Source organism: Flavobacterium sp. GSB-24 (genome assembly GCF_027924665.1).
GTDB lineage: Bacteria > Bacteroidota > Bacteroidia > Flavobacteriales > Flavobacteriaceae > Flavobacterium.
In genome coordinates, this window is record NZ_AP027044.1 from 42,635 (window position 1) to 64,374 (window position 21,740).

Consider the following 21,740-nt stretch of genomic DNA (forward strand, 5'->3'; position numbering starts at 1 on the left):
AAAAAGAAACCTATATGATGGCATTTGCTAGTTTGGAAGATGTTATTCCAAAAATTTTAAAGAACATTGATTTTCACGAGTATCTGATTGCCAACGGATACAAATTGTTGCCCCACAAGAACGTGAAAGGATTCAAATGTTATACGAAACAAGATAGTCTGGTCCTCAATGATGATATCGTTTTTGTGGGAAATAATAAAGGTACTGACATTTATTATAGTTCATTATTTAGCGATTCTGGCAACATTATTGATTTCGTTAAAAACAGAATTGAACTTGAAAGTGATTATGAAACATTTGCGCCTAACAAAGATCACTTTATAGAAGCTGTTAGAAAACTTGTATTCTACATAAATTCAAACGGCGAGAATGAAACAAAAAAAGATTTAGATACAACAGCCGAGGATTTAAAAAATTTAAAGCAGAACACTTTTACGACATTTTATAAATGCGAACCAATTTATGATTCAAAATATCTTGAATCTTTTCAGATCTCAAAAAGCATTTTAGATCATCCAATATTCAAAGGAACGATTTTCAATTCTAGAGGTCTTATAATAAACGAAGAACAGTTGGACATTATAAATACAGCTTTTCCATTATATAATGAATCTGGAAAAGAATGTGGTTTATATTTTGAGAATAAAATTGAAGAAAAAAAGAGAGTAAAATCAGATATTAATTTTTTTGCTCCAGGAACAGTGGAAACAGGATTGTGGTTTTCAAATAACTTTTTACTTGACCAGAATTTTAAAGGTAAAGTTAGTATTAGAACAAAAGTTACAGTTGTAAATAATCCAAAAGATGCGTTAGCGCATTTTTCGCATTTAAAAGAGAATAGGTTTTATGTTTCAATTTTTAAACAAGATGAAACAACCTATGAGCATTTAAAAAGTGTATTAAATAGACAAAAAAGCAATTTATATTTAGCCGGTAATGTCTCTATAGTAAACTTTGTAAATGAAATTAAAATAATCCTTCAAATGATAAATGCTGAAATTGAATTCGTAAAAGAAACTTATGAAGCAATTACAATAAAAATTGACAGCAAAAGTGAGGAAAAAAATCTTGATAAATTATTAAGACATATAAGGACAAATAATACGTCTAAAGTTCAACAGGTTTTAAAGACTTTAGGTGAAGATGCAAAACCAATTTTAAAAGATGATATAATAGTACCTACACAAGATGAACAGGGAAATTTGTTGATTAAAATTCCTAAAAACTTTAAAACTTTATTCTTTATAGAAAAGATATTGATTAAAGTTTTTCCTGCGCCATTTGATATTCATATTGAAAAGCCAATGTATTTAGACTGGACAATGCAGAATATTAAAATTAGTACAGCTGTAGCTGACAAGACCAGTGATGAAGAAATCATTGAAAAATATATAGAAGAAGAGAAAATATTTGTTTTATCAAATTAAAAATATATAGTAGTGACTAAGAATAATAACGATACAGATGCCCAAATCAATCTACAGAAAGAACACTTTTTAAAAGTTGGTGAAAGAATCAGACAATTAAGGATTACTCACGGATGGTCAATAAAGGGTTACGAAGAAATGCTTTCCCTTCCTTCAGGAGCTTTACACAACATTGAGCATGGTAAAGGAGGAACAGGAATTAATTTTCTGACGATAATAAATCATTTTACAAGTTTAGGCTATTCTTATAAATGGCTATTAGAGTTTGAAAATGATGATTACTTCAAAAAGGAGGAACAGCATATCTACTTAGATATTGATAAACAAGAACTAATTGAAATTCATGAAGAATTTCACGATGTATTAAACAAATACACAAAAGTAGTTTCAAAGTATAAATAATTTTTAAATCAGTTTTTTATGGCCACAACATTTAAAAGTAAAGATGAAATTATTGCCCAAATTAATTTTGTTGAATATGCATTGTCAAACGGTTATAAAATTGATAAAGAAAAATCAACTCAGAACTGGATGAGATTGGACAATCCTATTACAAAAGATAGGATATTGGTTAAAGCAAAAGCAAACACTTATTCTAATGTAGACAATGATAGTGATAAAGGCGATATTATCAGCTTTGTTGGAAATAGAATTTCCGGTTCGGTTTCGGTAGACAAAAGCAATGAAGCTTTTTATAAATCATTAGTAAAGCTTAATGAATTTTTTGGTAACTATATTAACCAGGGAAAAAGCGAAGCAATTCTAGATAAGGATAAATATTTACAAAAGAAGGAAACTTTACATTCTCTGCAGAATAAAGAATGGAATCATAAACCAATTGAGGACTATTCCTTTTTGACAAATGAAAGAAACATTAGTTTAAATACTTTGAAACTTCCACTTTTTGAAGATAAATTATTTAATACTTATTTCAGATTAGATAATGGCCACATTATAACAAACGTTGCATTTGGTTTGTCTTCAGGAGAGGAATTGAAAGGTTTAGAAGTTAGAAATTCAAAGCAAAAATCAATTTTAGGAGATCACGAAAATGCCTTTTTCACAAATACAAAAGGCATGAATAAAATTGATGGTGTCTTTTACGGAGAATCAGGAATTGATATTGCCAGTTATATAGAACTGCTTTATGCGAATCCAAGTTTCGACCGTTCTAAAAATTATTGTTTTTTATCATTTTCAGGTAACTTATACGATAGTAAAATGAAAAATATTATTGAAGAAATTTCAAAACTGCCATTAACTCCAGATTGTAAATTTGTTTCATTAACTGACAATGATTTTGATAAATTAGAATCTAAAAAGCCTGGAAAAAATTATGATGTGCTTTTTACAGCATCATTGATAAACAAGTTTATAACACCGGTAGAGTTTACTTCAAATGATACATTCTACAATTTCACTTTTACGAAAAAAGAAGATCTGAATACTGAAAATGTAAAATCAGTTTTTGAACAGCAGGCCAATAATATTGATAAAAATTTTACAGCAGATAATAGATTTGGCAAGTATGTTGTAGTTAAAGAAAATGAAACTTCAATAACATTAAATATTCCAAAGTCTATAGATTTGGTACAAACTAATTTTAAAGAATTTATAAAAGAATTAAAAGCCGAAAGATTGTATATTCCGCATAAGCCGGTTCACTCAAATGACTGGAATGAAGAATTACAAAGAAGAAAAGGAATTACTGCAGAAAAAAAAAAGGAACTGCCCAAAATAGAAAAAGTTAAAAGTTATGGAAGAAAATTTTAAAAAAAGACAGCTGGAATTTAATGATCAATATGATCGAAACTTAATCGATACTCCATATTACAGGGTCATTGTTAGCCATTTAAAGGAATTATATCCTTTAGTATATAAATCACTTTCTGAAGCAAGTCTTTTAGAACCGTATTTAGAACCTAAAGTGAATTTATTTCTAGAAAAAGAAATAGACTACAGAAAATTAAATCATCCTGCTGATGGGTGTAAAGAGTTAGCATACAAAGATATTTATGCCGTTTTAAACGACGAATTACAATACAACGAAGATATTGAATACGTTAACCAGTTTGATTTAGATAAACACCCATTTATCGATACTGAAGAAATTAAATAAAACAAAATAAAGAATAGTCATTTGTTCGATTTGCCAAACTAAGGACAAATGATAATTAAAGATTTAAAAGACTTCGTTGATTTAATCAACTACATAGCCGATAAAAACATATCGCAAAAACAATCACAAACAATCAATACTGAGGGTTTATCAAAATTTAAGGACAGTCTTTATGAAGTTCTGCAGTACATTGATAAATCAATTTCTCCGGAAAAATTAACTCCTCAAAAAAGAGACCTCTACAGTGCTTTATGCAAACTGACTTTCGAGGAACGAAATTCATTGTCTCAGGCAATGCTTACTTCATATTTTACACCTAATTACATAGTTGATGCTTTAAGCAAATCAATTCAAAATTATTGGGAAAATAAAAATCTTGAATCGTATAATATCTGCGAACCTTCTGCAGGATCAGGAAAATTTATTAAACCATTCCTAAACTCAAATAGTTCAATTGATGCTGTTGAATTAGATAATCTCACCGCCCGGATTCTTCATAATAATTTTTCTTCCCCAAATGTTCAAATTTATAACAAAGGATATGAAGATTTTATACCTGAAAAACTATATGATCTTACTATTGGCAACGTGCCTTTTGGAAATTTTTCTGTTTATGATCAGCATTTATCTAATGAAAATAAGCTTTTAGTAAATGGCAAAATCCACAATTACTTTTTTGTAAAAGGTCTTGAAAATGTTAAGCCTGGAGGAATCCTTTCTTTAATGACAACTTCAAGTATGAATAATGATTTTGAAGGCAGAGAATTAAGAGAAAGATTAGTTAAAGAAATGAACCTGATATCTTGCATCAGATTCTCCGACCAGACTTTTAAAGAAAGCAGAACCAAAGTTGTAAGCGATTTATTGATTTTTCAAAAACCATTAGAGCCGAAAAATAAAATTTCTCAGCGGGAATCAGATTATATAGAATCCACTTATTATTTGGAAGACGAAAAGAAATATCCTATCAATAAATTTCTTCATAATAATCCGGATAATATTTTAGGCAGTTTATATTTTACAACTGGAGTTCTTGGAAGGGAAATATTATCAGTTCAGGAAAATACTCCAGATGATAATCATGAACGATTATCTGCAGTATTAAATTCTGATTTTAAAAACTATGGTATTGAAAAATTACTCGATATCGAGCTTCAGGTAGACAAAAAAGTTAATAGATCACTAAGTTCTGAATCTCATGATTTAATTTTAAAATCTTATCCTTTTGTTGAACCGGGTAATATCATTTTTCTTGATAATATATTTCAAAAAGTTATTGTCAGCAATGAATCTATAAGTCTTTTAGATAAAGTTCCTTTTAGTGTTGCCCCAAAAGATCATCAAAAATTATCTGTTTTATTAGAACTGAGAGATACTTATAAAAAACTTCGTTTTGAACTGCGTGAAAACAATATTCCAAAAGCGAATATTTTACAGCAGAACCTGAACGAACAGTATGATCTTTTTGTTTTTTTAGGAGATAATATTAACACGATTTCAAACAGCAGATTATTAGCATCTGAAACAGACAGTGATCTTCTTAAAGGTTTAGAAATCTATGAAAATGGAGTTTGGAATAAAAGTGAAATTTTTTCAAAAGATTTTGGAAGTTTAAAAATTGATAATCCGAAAATTCAAACTGTTGAAGACTCTATTGCTTTAAGCTTTCAAAAGTATGGCAGATTAGATGTTGATTTTATTTCTTCAGTGTATCAAAAAGAATTTAATGTCTGGGCAAAAGAAGCTTTAAACAAAGAGATTCTATATATCAACCCGATCATAAAAGGTTATGATAAAATTGATGGTTTTGAATTAGTTGTACCATCAAAATTTGTCAGCGGGTATGTCGAAGGTAAATTGAGTATTTATCAAAACTCTGGATTACTGCAGACAGATAATAAGTTGGCCGAACTCATTGATAAAAACATCATAGATAAAGCTAAGGAAACTTTAATTAAAGCGATTCCGTTTAAATTAAACATAGCCGAAATAAATCCTGGAATGGGCGAACCTTGGGTAGATAATTCAATTTATGAATTATTTGCCAAAGAACATTTTGGTACACCGGACTTTTCGATAAATCATATTTCTGCAATAGATAAATTTAAAATTTCAGGACCCTACAGCAGTTTTGCAAATGCTAACTATTCTGTTGAAACAAACACAAATAGAGTAGGGTATCTAAAAGTTTTTGAATACGCAATGATTCATAATATTCCGGAATATAAAAAGGAAATCATTCGCGGTGATCAGAAAATGAAAGTAGCTGACAAAGACACGGTGAACGCTGTTATACTGGCTGTTGAAAAATTGAACAGCGCATTTAGCAACTGGTTATTGCAGAAAACAGATTTGTGTGAGATTTTAGAAAATAAATACCATCTGCTTAATAATGCAATTGTGAAGGAAAATTATAATGTTTCCCTTTTAAATTTTGATGATGTAACAATGGTTACACCTTACGACCATCAAAAAAATGCAGTATGGCAGAATATAAATCAATTAGGAGGAATAATAGATCATGAAGTAGGATTTGGAAAATCGCTTACTATGGCCATGACCACTATGAAAAAAATTCAATTTGGTTTAACATCTAAAGAATTGATAACTGGTTTAAATGCTAATTACGTTGCTATTTATGAAACCTATAAAGCAACATATCCAAAAGGAAAGTTTTTATTAGTTGAACCTGATGATCTTAAACCTGAAAAAAAACAGGAAACATTTTATAAAATTGCAAATAATAATTGGGACGCAGTTATCACTGCTCATTCCTGTTTAATGAAATTTCCTATTGCTCCTTATACTCAGAAAGAAATTCTTCAGGAGACGATAAACGAAATAAAGAATACTGTAAATGACAGCGATGTAAGCAGACTTTTATCACGTGGTGAAACAAATGCCTTAAACAAAAAACTTGCTGATGCTGAAGCTAAATTTAAATATGCTAATGATGTAATTAATAGCAGGAAAGAATCAGGAACATTAATTTTTGATGATCTTGGATTTAATAGTATGACTGTTGATGAAAGCCAGGAATTTAAAAACTTAAGTTTCACAACTAAACACTCTAGAGTTGCAGGATTAGGCAATCAGGATGAAGTTCAAAAGACTACAAACTTATTATCTTATGTCCGCCATATTCAGGGTATTCATAATGGTGATAAAGGAATAACTTTTGCTTCCGGAACAACGATCAGTAATAGTATTACTGAGCTGTATCTTCTTTTCAAATATTTAAGACCTGAAATGCTTAAAGAAAAGGGAATGAATAATTTTGACCAGTGGGCCAGAGTATTCGCCCGAAAAACGAATGAATATGAAGAGAGTGTTACCGGAATGATCAAACAAAAAGAAAGATTCCGGTACTTTGTTAAAGTTCCGGAACTTGCCAAAATGTATAATGACATTACTAATTATGCCGACTTCAATACTTTTAAAATTGAACGCCCACAAGCTAAAACAAACCTAATTGCAATTGAACCATACAAGGAACAGCTTGAATATTTTAACAGAATTAAAAAATTTGGAGAAACTAAAAATCCGGATTATTTAATTGGAAGATCTGCCGGTTCAATTTCGGATAAAAATATTCAAAAAGCTGTTGGCTTAATTTGTACAAATCTTGGACGAAAATCGGCTTTGTCTTTGAAATTAATTGACCCAAATTTTCCGGACCATCCAAATGACAAAATACACACAATGTCAAATGCAGTACTTGACTACTATAATGAATATAATTCTGATAAAGGAACGCAATTAATTTTTTGTGATCAGGGTGTTCCGGGTTCTGTTAATTATAATTTGTACGCATATATTAAAGAAATTCTTATATCAAAAGGTATTCCTGAAAAAGAAATTGCTTTCATTCATGATTGGGATAAAAAAATACAAACACTTTTAAAAAATGTTAATGAAGGTATAATTCGAGTTCTCATTGGCTCTACTTCAAAACTTGGAATTGGTAGAAATGTTCAGGAAAAATTGTGTGCGCTGCACCATTTAGATTTTCCTTGGCGTCCAACAGATATGGTCCAAAGAAATGGAAGAGGTGAACGCCCTGGTAATAAACTTTTGCCTTTGTATGATAATACACTTAATGTCAATTATTATGCGACAAAGCAGTCTTTGGATTCTTATACATTTAATTTACTGCAGATAAAACACAATTTCATTTTACAGATTAAAAATTCAAGCGTTTCCACTCGTGTAATTGATGAAGGTTTAATAGATGTTAATGGAAGTATGAATTTTTCAGAATACATGGCCGCTTGCTCGTCCAATCAATATTTAACGCAGAAGTTACAGGTTGAAAAAAAGTTGAACAGTCTTATTGATAAACAAAATTCTTATGATTTAAACTTTAGACAGAAAACCAATCAGCTGAGTTTTATTAAAGATGATATTCAAAAATGCGAACGCCTTATTGTGAAATTGAATAGTGATATCGAATTAAAAAAAGATCTGCAGACGAATTTAATTAATGATAAAGTTTTTAGTGATGATAAAGAAATTGCAACTGCGCTTAGATATCAGCTTGAGTGTAAATTTAAAACTAAAGATTATGCTGAGCCTTTCGTTAATTTTTCTAATGGTTTTGGTCTGATAATTTCTCCTAAACATAAAGATGTTACGATAGATAAAGAGAATTACAATGTTTTTCTGCAGACTGCAAATAAGTTTAAAATTGGTTGGAAGTCAAATACGTTTGTTAAAGATGATTCTGAAGTAGCAAATTATGCTAAGAATTGTTTAAGCCGGTTAGAAATTTTGCTGAATAGTGAGAATAAAAAATTAGAAGGACTTTTGGTTAATCAAAAGGAAATTAATGACGTGCTGAACAATAAAATTGATAGTACAGATGAAATTAAAAATTTGAAAAAAGAAATTGTTAAGCTTGGTCATTTGATTGAACGTGAGAATAAGAAAAATAATAATGAAAGAGACGATGAAGATCAGAGTAAAGGTAAAGTGAATAAGCCGAAATTGTAATTTGATTATAGTTAGCAAGTAATGTTTTTTACCCTTTGGTTTTAGAAAATTTGACTTTGGAAAATTTTGATTCCTCTCCTTTTTTTGGGGAGGTTTTTTTTTAATGGTCTATTTATTTTTTTGGGCGTTCCGTTGGCCAGGCTATCCGCACTCAATTTTTTTCAGCAGAAAAAGCTGTAAAAAGATTTCAAACAATTGCTTCTATCCTTAACGCTTTTATGTAGATGATCTATTATGAACCAAAGGGAATAAAAACAGCTTTTAATTATTCTGTTTTTCCTCGTAATATCCTTTAAATACAGGGGTTTAAGCGGTATCTTTAAGTAATAAAAACAAGGAAATGTACTTTTTAAAATGGCTAAAAGTAAAATAGAAAAATACTCTCTTTCTCCTGAGGAACTAAAAATAAAAATGGATTATCTAAAAGATAATAAAAGACAATTCAGGGTTTTTTATGGTTTTGCAAGATTGACAAAAAAGATTGTCCGTAAAAAAGAACTGGCGGTCTATTATGAAAACAGTTCATCTAATTCAAATGATAAATTCATTCAGCAAAAGATTCACATTGTACATGTAAGGATGCAGACTTTAAAAGAAATGACAGATTTTGATATTGGTAACAGAAGCTTTACAAAGTACGGTTATTTCATAGATGATAAACGTTGGAACGGGAATATTGAAATGATACTGGAAGACAATTATACTGCAGAAGAAAATCATGTTTCAGAAAATGAAAGAAGTGTTATTAGAGAAAAGTTAGGAAGAGAATATTTCTCTTTCTATAAGGTTGAAAAACATTAAAAGGACAACAAACATTAATTTTTAATTAAAATATCATGTACAAATTTACACCCGAAGAACATTCAAAGTATAAAGAATTTGTCGATTTACACGCCAAAGAAGTTTCTCAATACATACTTAATTGCGGACATGATTTTACACCTGAATCAATAATTAAATTGGGAAATACAGAAGCAAAAAATTCCTTTATGGATTTTCCTGATTATGATGAAAACTGTCCTCTAGAAACAGCCGATTCTCTTGTAGTGCTTTATTTCGACTACGTAGAAGATGAAATTGAATTTAATAAACTCTATGATTTTTTTGATCAAAATTTAAATTACTGTCTATGCAAACTCACTGGTGCAGAAAATTAAATGGAGGTATAGGAAGAGAGATTGAATCAAAGGCGCTGAACATTGAAAAACTGGAAAGAGACAAAGCAGATTTAATCAGAAAGCTCGATTTAATAAACATGGATATCCAAATTCAAGAATATGAACTTTTAGAATCTATTAGTCAGGAATGGAGTAAAAAAGAAATCCAATTAGCAAGAGAAAATATTTAATAAGAACCATAAAAATATAAAGATGAACATTGAAAAATTTCAAGAATACTGGAGAAAATTGAGAAGAAGAATTTCTAATAAATGGTTTCATTTTGTGAGGTTTATAACTCTTAGATCATATTTTCATGATCTACTGCAGACTTATGTTGTTGAAGAGATTATGAAGACCTCTGTAACTGTTCGGCATATTGATAATCACAAAGTTGTTTTGGACCATTATGAGACAACTACAATACCAATCAAAGGAGATTTTATTATGGTAGGAGTTTTTGAAAATAAAAAATATTATAAAATAAAAAAAGTAGTCTATTGCAATGGAATGGGAGCTTACATAATCGTTAAAGATGTAAAAAACCTTGAGAAAAAGAAATTTCTGCTTTAAACCTTAAAACTGATGCTATGAAAAAATATACTTTAAAACTTTATTCCAGGAATGCAGCCAATTTCATTTGGCTGTTATTACTTGGGTACAGTATTGAGAATTTCAGCTTACCTATTTCTATTTCGTTATTTTTAATTCCTGTATTATTTGTTTTCATTCGTAATTTTTTCATGTTTCGGGATTTCAATATTTTCAAAGATGATCTAGACCGTTCAATTATTTTTTTGGAAAAAAGATTAAATGAAATTAAGAACACCAAACGCCATTTAAACAATGAAAAAAATTAGAATATACATTAATAAAGAGATTTATGAATTTAGAAAAATGCCAAGATTATTACAGATTATATTGATTGCTCTTTTAGTTTTATTTATATATGTCTTTATTGATCTTTGCTTTATTCGGGCAGAAATTAGTAAAATTCAAAAGGAAAGAGAAGTACTTGAACGATATCCACTTTAAACCTAACAGATGAATTATTCTGATTAAAAAATGAGACAAGACTTTATATTTAATACATTTGAAAGATAATTTAACTTAATTTTATTTATATGTCACACTCAGTATTAGTAAAAGTTACAGCTGAAGAAATTCCTGGGAAAAAGTATTTTCTATACATCAATTCAGAAGAAGGTTTAACAACACTTTCGGAAAATAACGCTAACACGCTAGCAGAAATATTAAATGGATATCCAGATACATTTAGCGAAATTGAAGTTTTACCACGTACTAAGGAAGAAGTAATTTTACTTGAACCATCGGAATCAGATAGTATTTACGATGCATTTGACTTCCCTTATGTCTTTGATGAATGCGATAATCTCCAAGATTTGCTTCAAGATAATTTTGATGAAACAATTCAAGGTATTAGTCTGGATGAAACTAAAAGACTGCTAGACAAAAACAACTAACAAATTGAACCTCTTTTTAGAGGTTTTTTTATGGATATAATCGTCGAAAATAAATGTATATATTCTTTTGTTTTTTCAAGGTGTATTGTGTATCTTTACACTTTACAAATGAATTGTATTATAAAAGCCATGTTTATGATTAAAACATTTAAAAACAAAGCATTAAAACAGCTTTGGAACGACGGTAACAGCAGTAAAATTAATAATGCACACCTTTCAAGGGTAGAAAAGGTTTTAACCATTATTGATGCTTTAGAAGAAGTTCCTGATGATTTATCATTCTATACCTTTCTTAGACCACATGAACTTAAGGGGAAATTAAAAGGGGTTTGGAGTCTTGATATTTCAGGGAATTACAGAATTACATTTAGATTTGAAAACAAAAATGCTTACGATTTAGATTATTTAGATACTCATTAGTAAATATGAATATTAATAAATTTAATGGAAAAATTTAATGGCAATTCTGATTCTTTTGAATCAGAGTTGCTATCGCTTTTGGTATAACAATTTTAATTATATTTAAAGTTCAATATATCTAGTATAGAATAATAGAATACGCATATATACATACACACATACATTTATTTATTTACAATCACAGACACACGTATTATGGAAAAGAAAATGAGAAACATTCATCCAGGTTCTATTTTAAAAATGGAACTTGTAGAAGGTAGAAAATTATCAGTAAGTAAAATTGCTGAATTGCTTGACACCACTCGTTCCAATATGTCAAACATTATTAATGAACATTCCTCTATAACACCAATGATGGCATTAAAGCTAGAAAAAGTATTTGGAGGTAGTGCTAAACATTTTTTGAATCTTCAATTAAATTATGACTTGAAAAATGCAAAACAAGATTTTGAAGAGAATCCACCAAAAATTAGTCATTTTGAATGCGCATGAGAAATTGATAACAATAATTATTTAAGGAAATGAGAGAAATTATATTGCCAAAAAACTTAGGAATGAATGGTTTTAGTGATCAAGAAATTGCAAAAGAAGATATTATAGACATTTCTAAGTTAAATGAAATTAAAGATTATATAAGTTATGAGATAATTCCGAGAACAACGATTAATTTAAATCATTCTTCATATGGTCTTAAACATAAATGCGAAAAATATATAGGAAAATATGTTTCAAATGGTCAGTTTATAGCTGCAATGATATTATTAGGTCATAAATATAAACAAGACAAAATAAATGCATTTTTCTATATTAGAAATATTCGTAATTAGAGTTTATAGGATATACTTTTTGTTATAAGATAAGACTAGAAATATGACACATTATTTTTTAAATATAAAATCCCAAAAAAAGGAATTAGACTTGTCTTGGGACAATAGTTCTATTTCTTTTAAAACAAATATTCAAATCAATTGTAATGAAAAGATTTCGTTTTTTAGTCCACAAGAAGATTGGCAAACAGAACTTTCTAATGATTACCAAACAAGATTATTTAGAGTAATTGATAAAATTATACGTGTTCAAGATATGAATGGAGATTTTTTAAATGCCCCATTTGTTGATCTTTTTTTAGAACCTATTTATTTAGAAGAAAATTAATATCAGAATCATTATGGAGCGAAAGAATTTAACTCTTAAATATACCAAATATGAAAAAGATTAAAATTTTATTAATTCTAGTGCTAGCCACAACGAATTTAGTTGCTCAAACGCAATTGAAAAAGGATACTCCAAATAATAATGCTGAAAGCAAGCAAGAATTTACGGCTTCAGCGTATCAACTTTTTCCAACACAAAATTTGTATACGTTTATCAAATTGGATACACGTACTGGACAAATGTGGCAAGTTCAATGGAGTACAGAAAGCAAATCTAGGTTTGTAACTACGCTATCAAACATTTCTTTGGTAAATAAAGATGAAGAGAAGAACGGTAGATTCTTTCTATATGCGACAACTAACATATATAATTTTATTCTTCTTGACAAAGTAGATGGTAGGACTTGGCAGGTACAATGGGGGAAAGAAGAGGATAGAGCAGTGTTGAGAATAGATTAAATTAGTATATTTGTATTGAATGAAGTTCGAACTAGTACGTTAAAAGGTGTACTAATTCAAATTTGACTTTAGATTGAAGAGAAAGTCTATAGTCATAAAAAAACCCTGTTCACTGAACAGGGTTTTCTTTTAATATAAGAATCTATTATTATAGTACATAAGTTGAAGCTCCTCTATTTGGCCATGCTGTGTTTGCATTTGGAAGAAATGATGCATCAACATGAATTGGAGGTCTTTTTGTGTTACCTGTAAAATCTTGAATAGTAACTAATGTATTTGCTCCATTCTTGATACTTAAATCGGTAAGAGTAGTAATAGAAAATGACCAGATTGATTTTATTTTAGGGTTAGAATTAAAGTTTAGAGTAACCCACTTATTATTTGAAACATTCATTTGCTCAATATTTACAAAAGGTGCAAAATTGAATGAAGTAAGTTGATTTCCTTGAATAAACAACTGTGTAATACCAGTATTGTTATTTAGGTTCAAAGTTGCTAGCTGATTGCTATAACACCACACACCAAATAAAGTCGGTGAACTTGGAAGAACCAAGCTAGTTAATTGATTAAGATGACACCATACCTGCTGTAATTTAGTATTTGCACTTAAATTTAAAGTTGTTAATTGGTTCTGCTGACATTCAATCCACTCTAAATTTGCTAATCCTGAAACATTTATAGTTGATAAATTATTTCCTGAAACGATTAGCTGTTTTAAACCTGTAAATCCATTTATTCCGGTTAAATCAGTAATACCTAATCCTGCAATGTATAAACCTCCTCTAGTAGTGTCTACTTCAACCCATTGATCTCCTGGATTGGCATCCTGCGCAGCTCCCATATTTACAATTGCATTTCTAAAAGCTGTATCTGGAACATAAGTACTAACAAAAGCTTGAGTTTTTGCAGTACTGCCAGATAAGGGAGATTCTTTTTTTAATGACTCTATAGAAGCCATAAAATCTGGGTGTTTTGCATTTAAATAATCCTGAGGAGTAGGATTGGGATTAAAAGTTTCTTTTTTTGCAGGTGCAATTGCAGAAGTTGTGTTTTCTGTGCTGTCATCATTTGAACAAGCCACGAAGTTTAGCGCTAGCGCAATTAATAGTAATTTTTTCATAGATTTGGAAAATTTATTAAGATTATTTCCCAAAAGTATTAATTAATACTTACCGTTTTACAGTAAACATAAGAATTTACATAAAAATAATAAACACCCTTATAATGTATAAAATTATTAAAAAAATTGACATTATTTATAATTAATCAAAAATATTTACAATTTTATTATTTTTTACAAAGGCATTCAGTAAGTTTAAATTTTAAATTGGAGAAAAAATTCATTTGTATTTCTTGCTTTTGCAAGTTCATTTTTAAAATTAATTTCATAAGCATATCCAACTTTTAAAAGTTTACTTATTTTAATTGTAGCAATACCGGCGCAAGCGTTATTTATTCTATAAGTTCCACCAATCTCAAAAATATTGTCTATTTCTAACATAGTATTCAAATCTACAGACACTGGAGCTCCATTTACATATCGTAACATAACCGATGGTTTTAAAACTAAAGGTGTTAATGTTTCAAAATTATAATTATAACCCCCACTTAAATAATAAGTTGGTTTATCTGTGGCTAATGAAGCATAACCATTAACATTTTTTGCCCTTTCAGTATTTAATAATCTTGGAACAGAAAGTGAAATAAAAAATATATCGTTTTTTAATAAGGCTCCAATTCCTATATTTGGATTGAACTGATTTATTGTAAAAAGCGCAGGGTCGGATTGCAAATTATAAGTTTCAAGACCAGAAGTATTTACATTATATGACGTTCCTCCTGCCTTAATTCCCAAATAAAGATCAGTTAAACCACTGACCTGAAGTCTATATGAAATGTCTAAACCCACTATTGTTTGTTTTTCAATAAAAGTTTGATCATAAATCATCGAAATCCCGATTCCGACATTTTTTATTAATGGTGTTCCAAAAGAAAGAGCCTGAGTTTGAGGAGAGTCTTTAATTCCCGTCCATTGATTCCGGAAGGTGCTAGAAAATACAGTTTCATGATTTACACCGGCATATGCAGGATTGATAAGATTCATGTTATATCTGTAGGTTGTAAATAAACTCTCTTGCTGAGCAGAAAGACTTACACTAAATAATAATGTTACGGCCAATAAGTATTTTATAGTTTTCATTTTAAGATTTGAGATTGTAATTTATTTAGTTATATATATCCATCCCTGATAGTCAATACTACCATCGCCTTCAATGTCTATCTGATATAAATATGAACTTGAATCAGGTAAAGACTGAGCATTATTTTTATAATGGCCGTCCCAGTCATTTTGATAATTTCTAGCAGAATAAACTTCTGTTCCCCATCGGTTATATACATATATAATGGAATTTGTATATTTTTCTATGTTCTTAATAATCCAATAATCATTAATTCCGTCTCCATTTGGTGTTATTGCTTCGGAGATTTGAATTTTTATATTTTCTTCGTTTTCTTCCATTATTCCTATTGAAATTTCAAATGAAGATGAACCACCAGTGTTAGATGCTGTAATTGTATAAATTATATTTGGAGTAGAATTATTTGGAGTACCTGAAATTTCGCCTGTAACAATATTAAAGTCAAGACCGGAAGGAAGATTTGGATTTATGATATATGTTATTATTTTTCCACCAGTATTAGATGGAAGTAAGGGAACAATTAATTTATCCTGGTTAAATAAATTTGGTGTCTGATAAGTAATATTTGGAGCAATATCATTTATCTGGATAGCAAACGTATATGAAGCTGAACCATATTCATTAGTTGCGCTGACAGTAAATTCCGTTTTTGGCATTATAGCTTTAGCAGTACCATAAATTTCTCCATTAATGGGATTAAATTTTAATCCTTCAGGCAATAATGGATTTATACTGTAAGTACCATTCTTGTTTATAATTTTACGTACTGTATTATTTCTTGTGGTAATATAGATTTCACCTGCATTATTGATTATAATTCCTGTTGGGCCATTGAATGAAGCATCTGTAGCTGTACCATCAATATTGCCACTCACTCCATTTCCTGCAATTGTTGAAACAATTCCTAATGGAGAAATCTTTCTTATATTATTATTATTCAAATCAGCAACAATTAAATTTCGATAATTATCAAAAGACACATCTGCGGGAGAGTCAAAAGTTGCTTCATTTGCATTTCCATCTTTTTTACCAGTTTCTCCACTTCCTGCAATTGTTGAAACTATTGTTGAAGGTGTAATTTTTCTAATTTTATTATTGTAAATGTCAGCAATATATAAATTGTCATTCAAGTCAATAGTAATTCCCTGGGGAAAATTGAAGCTTGAACTTATCCCTAAACCATCATTAGCACCTTTATCTCCAGTTCCCGCGATGGTTGTAACTACAGATGATGGAGTTATTTTTCTTATTCTATTATTATATGAATCGACCACAAACAGATTTTGAAAAGAATCGAAAACTAAACCAAAGGGAATATTAAAACTTGCATTAGTTCCAGTACCGTCTTCAAATTTTTGAGCGCCGCTTCCTGCAAAAGTAGTTACTGTTCCTGAAGGTGTAATTTTTCTGATTTTATGGTTTCCTGAATCGGAAACAAATAAATTTCCTGACTGATCGATCGCAATATCAATTGGATAATTAAAGGTTGCGGAAACTCCTTGACCATTTTTTGAACCTGGCTGACCACTTCCCGCAAAAGTTGATACAACTCCAGCAGGAGTTATTTTTCTGATTTGATGATTGTATACATCTACAACATAAATATTTCCCTGGGAATCAATTGCCATTCCTTGGGGAACATTGAAGCTTGCTTGATTTCCAATACCGTTTTGAGAGCCTGTTAAACCATTACCTGCAAAAGTGGTTACTTCAGCTCCTGAGATGCTACCACCGGTATTAGTTGGTTTTAAAATGCCTATGTCTGAACCAACTTCAAAAACATTGTTTTGTTTATATGAAATATTTGGGGGGATTTGCGAATAAGCTGTTTGCTTAGATGCTAATGCTAAAATTAGCAGTAGGTAAAGTTTTCTCATAATTTGGAAATTGTGCTAATAGATTAAAAGGGGTGGATCAAAATTATATAAAAAAATACTTATAAAAAATTTTATATATATGTAAGAATTTTAAAATTAGTTCTTACATTGCGCGTTTCTATTAAGAGAATTCTAAATCAAAAAATTAATTAAACCACGGTTATTAGCGGTGGTTTTTTTATATTTATTATTTCAATTTAATAATCATTAAAGTGGCCAAAGAAGTTCCAAATATTAAGCTATTTAAAATATTAGAAATGAACTCAGCAGAATTTTTATCAACTGGAGGTTTCTCGATTTGCGACAGCTGTTGTTCAATGATGGAAAAAGGATATTTCATTCCGGTGCTAAACATGTCATATTGTACAGAGCACTATGTGGAATGGTTTAAGGATGCAGTTAGATATCCGGAAGATATTCCTTTCGAAGAATATAAATTTACTCAAATGAAAACATTTTTAGAAAACCAATTAATTAATTCATAATGCTACATACACTTACATTAACAACACCAAAAAGAGTATTAGGAGAAAGTGGCTTTTTAAAGCTTACTACTCAACTAATAAGCAATAACCTTGTTGAGATTGATTATTTTGGCATAGAGCCTGATAATCAAGCTGACTATATTGATGCTGAAATGCAAGACAAAATAGATAATAATACCATTATAAATATTTATTTTGAAGGAGATCAGATTGATTACAATTCTTTCTCTGCAGAGGAAATATTAAATTTAGCAAGCAAGATTTTAAAAGAACCTAAAGAGGGAACTAGGGTAGTGGCCGATCAAAAAGATATCGATATTTATGTTTAAGTTAGTCCTATCTATAAACCCTGGGCTTAGAAAATAAGTTTTTAATTTTATGGAAGATACTTCTTCCTGCTATTTCTCCACGAATTAGAATTAGACTATCAGTTATTTTATAATACTTTGTTTTTTTGTGTAAATGGATTTCTTTCATATTGAGTGAATCCCACACATTTTGAACTTCCTTGTCACATGATCTATAAATTTCATGTGCTTTTTTCTCTGCTAAAATTTCAATTTCTGTATCTTCTAATTCCTCTATTTCAGATAATTCATATCTAATATAATTTTTTAAAATTCGTTTACATTTTTCAAGATGCTGCATGAAAAATTCATCTTCATCTTCGATGTCGTTAGATTCAAATTTATAATTTGGATATTTGAAACCAATAACATTATTAATGCACGTCAAGTCTTTCAAAAAGAATTCCTTTAAATGTTGGTCCGGTATGTTAGTAAAATAATTCATTATCGAGTGTTTAAGAATATTATATTTGTTGTAATACAGTACGGTTTAAAAATTAGAAGATATGATTTACGAAAAAATTAAAAAAGAGTTTATTATTGAGGTAGAAGAACTTATTTCTAAAATGAGAGCAGAGATTCAAAGTTTGTCCGGACTTGAACAAGTTACTGTAAAAATATTTCATTTAGATAATTTCAAACAGTTTACAAAACGACTAAATATTAAAATAAATAGAATAGTTGATGAAAATAAACTTGTATTTAAAAATCAAAAAGAAGGGGATGAATTTTCTGCATTTATGAAACCAACATTTGAAAAGTTCTACAAAGAATATACCGACATTAGCAAAGAATAAGATTTAGTCCTGGTTATCTTTTATGTATACAGTTTTAAAATCTGCCTTAACACTTAAAGCTTGTATTTCATTTTCGCATAGCTTCATTATCTCTTCAAATTTTTCATCTATAATAGAAAGTAATTCCTGGTCTTCAATTTCAAAATCGGAGTGTTGACTAATCATGTAATTTCTTAGTATGTTTTGACATCTTCTTATGTGATCTTCAATGAAGCTATGATCATCATATAAGTAATTAGGATAGCGAAATGCTGTTAAATCATTTATGCAATTTAAATCCTCTAGGAAAAACTCTTTTAAATGTTCATCTGTTAAATCGTCAATCGGGTCCATATTTATATATTTAGTGTTAGTGGTATTTTTGGAAATTCCGTTAAGTTTGCTTCATAAGGCAAAGCAAATTCTGAATATTTAACGCTCTGATCTAACCAAGCAGATTCATCCTGCTTTTTAAGCAATATTGGCATTCTGGCATCATGTAAATTTCCTGTCTTAATTGATTTGCTGTTATGTATATATTTCATCAAATCATTTCCTTCAGTTGTTACCATAGTGTAAGTATTCATTACTTGGCCAGTTTCAGGATTCTTTGAGGTTGTATATAATCCAGCAAATGTGAATATTTCATCATCCAATGATTTTAATTCATACTTATCTTTTGATTTTCCCTTAGGGTCATTCCAATGCCATTCATAATAGCCTGTTGCAATAATTAAACATCTGTTTTGTATAGAACTTCTAAATGAAGGTTTTTTTTCAATAGTTTCTATTCTTGCATTCAAAGTTTTTTCTCTAAAAGACAGATCTTTTGCCCAAAAAGGAAATAGTCCCCATGTGTAATCTGTAGTTATTACATTAGGGGACGAATCGAGTATTATAGGAACATTAGGGTAAGAAAAACCATTAATAAAATTTGAGATAACAATTGCATCTTCATTATCAACCTCTGCATTAAATCGTTCTCTTAAATTTCTAACTGGTGCATTTTGTTGAGTAAAATAACACATATTTTTAAATTTTTTATTAATTAGCTATCTTAAAGATAATCATTTGAAATTGCATTTACTTTTATGATGTCATTTAAATTTGTTGTAAAACATGGGGACAGACTATCTTGTCTCATTTTCCATTTTCTTTTTAAATCTTGACTGCCAAACTTTATTTTATCGCCGAGCTTTAAATTCATTTTATCCATAACATTCATTAAAATTTTATGCTTTGGATTTTCATATTCAAACATAGAAAGTTGCATTGTTTCATCTTGGCTAATTCCCATAAGTATTACACCGGCTTTTTTATATTTATATCCTGGTTCAAAAATAGAATCTAATGCAATTTGAGCATATTTATTTAATTCAAACGTCGAAGAAGTAGGAAAAGGTAATTTAACTGTTTTAGAGCCGTGATACTGTGGCAGGTCCTGCCTGAATCTGTTAGTATAAATAAAAACAGTGATCAGTTCACAATTGCTGTTTTGTTTGCGCAATTTTTCACCGGCCAATGTTGCGAAAGTGGAAACTCTCTCCCGTAAATCATCTTTATTTTCCATCATTACATCAAAGCTTCGAGTTGTGGCTATATTTTGTTTTGGTTTAATATCCTCAAAATCTATTGTTGGCTCACCTTCTAAATCTTTTTTTAACCGCAAACCCACTACAGTAAAGTATTTTCTAACATAAGAATCATTTAGCTGTGTAAACTGATAAGCATTATGTACGCCAATCGATTTTAATCTGGTAGTATGTTGCCGGCCAATTCCCCATACGTCTTCAATAGCTGTCCATTTCAAGGCTTTAATTCTTTTTTCGTCAGTATCTATAATGTAATAATTGTTTGTGCGTTCCGGAAACTTTTTAGCAATTTTATTGGCAACTTTGGCTAATGCTTTAGTAGGAGCAAAGCCAACAGATATAGGAATGCCAATTCCTTTTATTACAACTTTGTGCATTTCTGGTCCAATTTTATCAAAGTCAAAATATTTAAAACCGTTAAATTTTAAAAACGCTTCATCAATGCTGTAAATTTCAACATCCGGAGAAAATTGTTTTATCAATGTCATTACTCTGTTTGACAGATCACCATACAACGTATAATTTGAAGAACATACAACAATTCCGTGTTCTTTTACGAGGTCATTTATTTGAAAAATTGGAACACCCATTTTTACGCCCAGAGCTTTACTTTCTTGAGACCTGGCCACGACGCACCCATCGTTATTGGAAAGCACGACTATTGGCTTGTTACGAAGCTTTGGACGAAAAACCCTTTCGCAACTTGCGTAGAAATTATTACAATCGATAAGCGCATACATAAATTAGTGTTTTCTATGATATTTCAATGTGTGAGTTACAATACCCCAAATTTGAAATGATTCGTTGTCTGTAATTTGTATCGGTTTGTATTTTTCATTCTCAGGCATGAGCCAGACACAATCTTTGTTTACATGCAGTCTTTTTAATGTAAAATCGTCATAGATTAAACAAACTGCGATATCACCATTTTTAGGTTCTAAAGATCTGTCAACCGCAATTATATCATTATTTGATATTCCAGCTCCTTCCATGCTCGAACCAGTTACCCTGGCACAAAATATTGTAGATGGAGATGTGCCGAAAACTTCTTTATCGAAGCTGATAGTTAATTCTTTAAAATCATCTGCAGGCGATGGAAAACCCGCGGGAATACCACCATCATAATAAGGTACTTCTTTTGTATCTGAGTAATCAAACTCAATAAAAGAAACTCTGTTAGTTATTAAAAATCTTTCTTTCATCATCAATGCATTTTTAAACGCAAAGTTAGCATAGTTTGTAACAAAAAA

General features: G+C 29.7%; 28 protein-coding genes. 19 read left to right on the forward strand and 9 right to left on the reverse strand.

The genetic code is table 11. The features are described from left to right. Positions 1 to 14 precede the first annotated feature (14 nt). From QMG60_RS22540 to QMG60_RS22580, 9 genes are all read left to right on the forward strand, one after another. The gene (locus QMG60_RS22540) at positions 15 to 1,427 is read left to right on the forward strand and encodes a hypothetical protein (protein ID WP_281867955.1); all 1,413 of its coding nucleotides are present in this window, start codon (positions 15 to 17) and stop codon (positions 1,425 to 1,427) included. Between the two features lie 12 nt (positions 1,428 to 1,439). Further along, entirely contained in the window at positions 1,440 to 1,829 is a 390-nt protein-coding gene (locus QMG60_RS22545; RefSeq protein WP_281867956.1) for a hypothetical protein, read from the forward strand. An 18-nt stretch (positions 1,830 to 1,847) separates the two neighbouring features. Then, the gene (locus QMG60_RS22550; RefSeq protein WP_281867957.1) at positions 1,848 to 3,200 is read left to right on the forward strand and encodes a hypothetical protein; all 1,353 of its coding nucleotides are present in this window, start codon (positions 1,848 to 1,850) and stop codon (positions 3,198 to 3,200) included. Further along, positions 3,184 to 3,546, forward strand: a complete 363-nt coding sequence (locus tag QMG60_RS22555; RefSeq protein ID WP_281867958.1) for a hypothetical protein — start codon at positions 3,184 to 3,186, stop codon at positions 3,544 to 3,546. The genes QMG60_RS22550 and QMG60_RS22555 overlap by 17 nt, the downstream gene beginning before the upstream one ends. Before the next feature lie 48 nt (positions 3,547 to 3,594). Continuing rightward, positions 3,595 to 8,538 (forward strand): hypothetical protein, encoded by a 4,944-nt coding sequence (locus QMG60_RS22560; RefSeq protein ID WP_281867959.1) that lies wholly within the window; start codon positions 3,595 to 3,597, stop codon positions 8,536 to 8,538. A gap of 354 nt (positions 8,539 to 8,892) precedes the next feature. After that, positions 8,893 to 9,339: a hypothetical protein gene (locus QMG60_RS22565; protein WP_281867960.1), complete on the forward strand. Its 447-nt coding sequence runs from the start codon at positions 8,893 to 8,895 to the stop codon at positions 9,337 to 9,339. A gap of 35 nt (positions 9,340 to 9,374) precedes the next feature. Continuing rightward, positions 9,375 to 9,695, forward strand: a complete 321-nt coding sequence (locus QMG60_RS22570) for a hypothetical protein (RefSeq protein WP_281867961.1) — start codon at positions 9,375 to 9,377, stop codon at positions 9,693 to 9,695. Next, entirely contained in the window at positions 9,668 to 9,886 is a 219-nt protein-coding gene (locus tag QMG60_RS22575; protein ID WP_281867962.1) for a hypothetical protein, read from the forward strand. Before QMG60_RS22570 ends, QMG60_RS22575 begins: the two co-directional genes overlap by 28 nt. A 22-nt stretch (positions 9,887 to 9,908) precedes the next feature. Next, positions 9,909 to 10,268 carry a hypothetical protein gene (locus QMG60_RS22580; RefSeq protein WP_281867963.1) on the forward strand — a complete coding sequence of 120 codons (360 nt, stop codon included), beginning with the start codon at positions 9,909 to 9,911 and terminating at the stop codon, positions 10,266 to 10,268. A 40-nt stretch (positions 10,269 to 10,308) separates the two neighbouring features. Here the strand turns inward: QMG60_RS22580 and QMG60_RS22585 are convergent, their stop codons facing one another. Then, positions 10,309 to 10,440 carry a hypothetical protein gene (locus tag QMG60_RS22585; RefSeq protein ID WP_281867964.1) on the reverse strand — a complete coding sequence of 44 codons (132 nt, stop codon included), beginning with the start codon at positions 10,438 to 10,440 and terminating at the stop codon, positions 10,309 to 10,311. A 101-nt stretch (positions 10,441 to 10,541) separates the two neighbouring features. On the opposite strand from QMG60_RS22585, the gene QMG60_RS22590 reads away from it, so the two are divergent. From QMG60_RS22590 to QMG60_RS22620, 7 genes are all read left to right on the forward strand, one after another. Next, positions 10,542 to 10,730, forward strand: coding sequence for a hypothetical protein (locus tag QMG60_RS22590; RefSeq protein ID WP_281867965.1), 189 nt, complete (start codon positions 10,542 to 10,544; stop codon positions 10,728 to 10,730). Between the two features lie 89 nt (positions 10,731 to 10,819). Next, a complete protein-coding gene (locus tag QMG60_RS22595) occupies positions 10,820 to 11,179 on the forward strand; it encodes a hypothetical protein (protein WP_281867966.1) in 360 nt (119 codons plus the stop codon). A gap of 135 nt (positions 11,180 to 11,314) precedes the next feature. After that, positions 11,315 to 11,599 carry a type II toxin-antitoxin system RelE/ParE family toxin gene (locus tag QMG60_RS22600; RefSeq protein WP_281867967.1) on the forward strand — a complete coding sequence of 95 codons (285 nt, stop codon included), beginning with the start codon at positions 11,315 to 11,317 and terminating at the stop codon, positions 11,597 to 11,599. 207 nt (positions 11,600 to 11,806) lie between these two features. Then, the gene (locus QMG60_RS22605; RefSeq protein ID WP_281867968.1) at positions 11,807 to 12,091 is read left to right on the forward strand and encodes a HigA family addiction module antitoxin; all 285 of its coding nucleotides are present in this window, start codon (positions 11,807 to 11,809) and stop codon (positions 12,089 to 12,091) included. Between the two features lie 29 nt (positions 12,092 to 12,120). After that, entirely contained in the window at positions 12,121 to 12,426 is a 306-nt protein-coding gene (locus tag QMG60_RS22610) for a hypothetical protein (RefSeq protein WP_281867969.1), read from the forward strand. Positions 12,427 to 12,469: 43 nt separating this feature from the next. Continuing rightward, a complete protein-coding gene (locus QMG60_RS22615; RefSeq protein ID WP_281867970.1) occupies positions 12,470 to 12,754 on the forward strand; it encodes a hypothetical protein in 285 nt (94 codons plus the stop codon). A 50-nt stretch (positions 12,755 to 12,804) separates the two neighbouring features. Next, entirely contained in the window at positions 12,805 to 13,212 is a 408-nt protein-coding gene (locus QMG60_RS22620) for a hypothetical protein (RefSeq protein ID WP_281867971.1), read from the forward strand. A gap of 148 nt (positions 13,213 to 13,360) precedes the next feature. Here QMG60_RS22620 and QMG60_RS22625 read toward each other — a convergent pair whose 3' ends face one another. From QMG60_RS22625 to QMG60_RS22635, 3 genes are all read right to left on the reverse strand, one after another. Continuing rightward, complete coding sequence (locus QMG60_RS22625; RefSeq protein WP_281867972.1) at positions 13,361 to 14,332, reverse strand: hypothetical protein; 972 nt, start codon at positions 14,330 to 14,332, stop codon at positions 13,361 to 13,363. 195 nt (positions 14,333 to 14,527) lie between these two features. Beyond that, positions 14,528 to 15,412, reverse strand: a complete 885-nt coding sequence (locus QMG60_RS22630) for a type IX secretion system membrane protein PorP/SprF (RefSeq protein ID WP_281867973.1) — start codon at positions 15,410 to 15,412, stop codon at positions 14,528 to 14,530. A gap of 21 nt (positions 15,413 to 15,433) precedes the next feature. Then, positions 15,434 to 17,290 (reverse strand): gliding motility-associated C-terminal domain-containing protein, encoded by a 1,857-nt coding sequence (locus QMG60_RS22635; RefSeq protein WP_281867974.1) that lies wholly within the window; start codon positions 17,288 to 17,290, stop codon positions 15,434 to 15,436. A gap of 257 nt (positions 17,291 to 17,547) precedes the next feature. Between QMG60_RS22635 and QMG60_RS22640 the strand changes: the two genes are divergently transcribed. Beyond that, on the forward strand, positions 17,548 to 17,775 hold the full coding sequence (locus tag QMG60_RS22640) for a hypothetical protein (RefSeq protein WP_281867975.1): 228 nt from the start codon (positions 17,548 to 17,550) through the stop codon (positions 17,773 to 17,775). Beyond that, complete coding sequence (locus QMG60_RS22645; protein WP_281867976.1) at positions 17,775 to 18,104, forward strand: hypothetical protein; 330 nt, start codon at positions 17,775 to 17,777, stop codon at positions 18,102 to 18,104. The genes QMG60_RS22640 and QMG60_RS22645 overlap by 1 nt, the downstream gene beginning before the upstream one ends. 7 nt (positions 18,105 to 18,111) lie before the next feature. Here QMG60_RS22645 and QMG60_RS22650 read toward each other — a convergent pair whose 3' ends face one another. After that, positions 18,112 to 18,567: a hypothetical protein gene (locus QMG60_RS22650; protein WP_281867977.1), complete on the reverse strand. Its 456-nt coding sequence runs from the start codon at positions 18,565 to 18,567 to the stop codon at positions 18,112 to 18,114. A 61-nt stretch (positions 18,568 to 18,628) separates the two neighbouring features. On the opposite strand from QMG60_RS22650, the gene QMG60_RS22655 reads away from it, so the two are divergent. Further along, entirely contained in the window at positions 18,629 to 18,919 is a 291-nt protein-coding gene (locus QMG60_RS22655; protein WP_281867978.1) for a hypothetical protein, read from the forward strand. 3 nt (positions 18,920 to 18,922) lie between these two features. On the opposite strand, the gene QMG60_RS22660 is transcribed toward QMG60_RS22655, so the two are convergent. From QMG60_RS22660 to QMG60_RS22675, 4 genes are read right to left on the reverse strand one after another with little or no spacing between them, the layout of a single operon-like run. Continuing rightward, positions 18,923 to 19,252, reverse strand: a complete 330-nt coding sequence (locus QMG60_RS22660; RefSeq protein WP_281867979.1) for a hypothetical protein — start codon at positions 19,250 to 19,252, stop codon at positions 18,923 to 18,925. Between the two features lie 2 nt (positions 19,253 to 19,254). Beyond that, a complete protein-coding gene (locus QMG60_RS22665) occupies positions 19,255 to 19,926 on the reverse strand; it encodes an SOS response-associated peptidase (protein WP_281867980.1) in 672 nt (223 codons plus the stop codon). Between the two features lie 29 nt (positions 19,927 to 19,955). Further along, positions 19,956 to 21,230, reverse strand: coding sequence for a Y-family DNA polymerase (locus tag QMG60_RS22670; RefSeq protein ID WP_281867981.1), 1,275 nt, complete (start codon positions 21,228 to 21,230; stop codon positions 19,956 to 19,958). A gap of 3 nt (positions 21,231 to 21,233) precedes the next feature. Beyond that, positions 21,234 to 21,695 (reverse strand): S24 family peptidase, encoded by a 462-nt coding sequence (locus tag QMG60_RS22675; RefSeq protein ID WP_281867982.1) that lies wholly within the window; start codon positions 21,693 to 21,695, stop codon positions 21,234 to 21,236. Positions 21,696 to 21,740 lie beyond the last annotated feature (45 nt).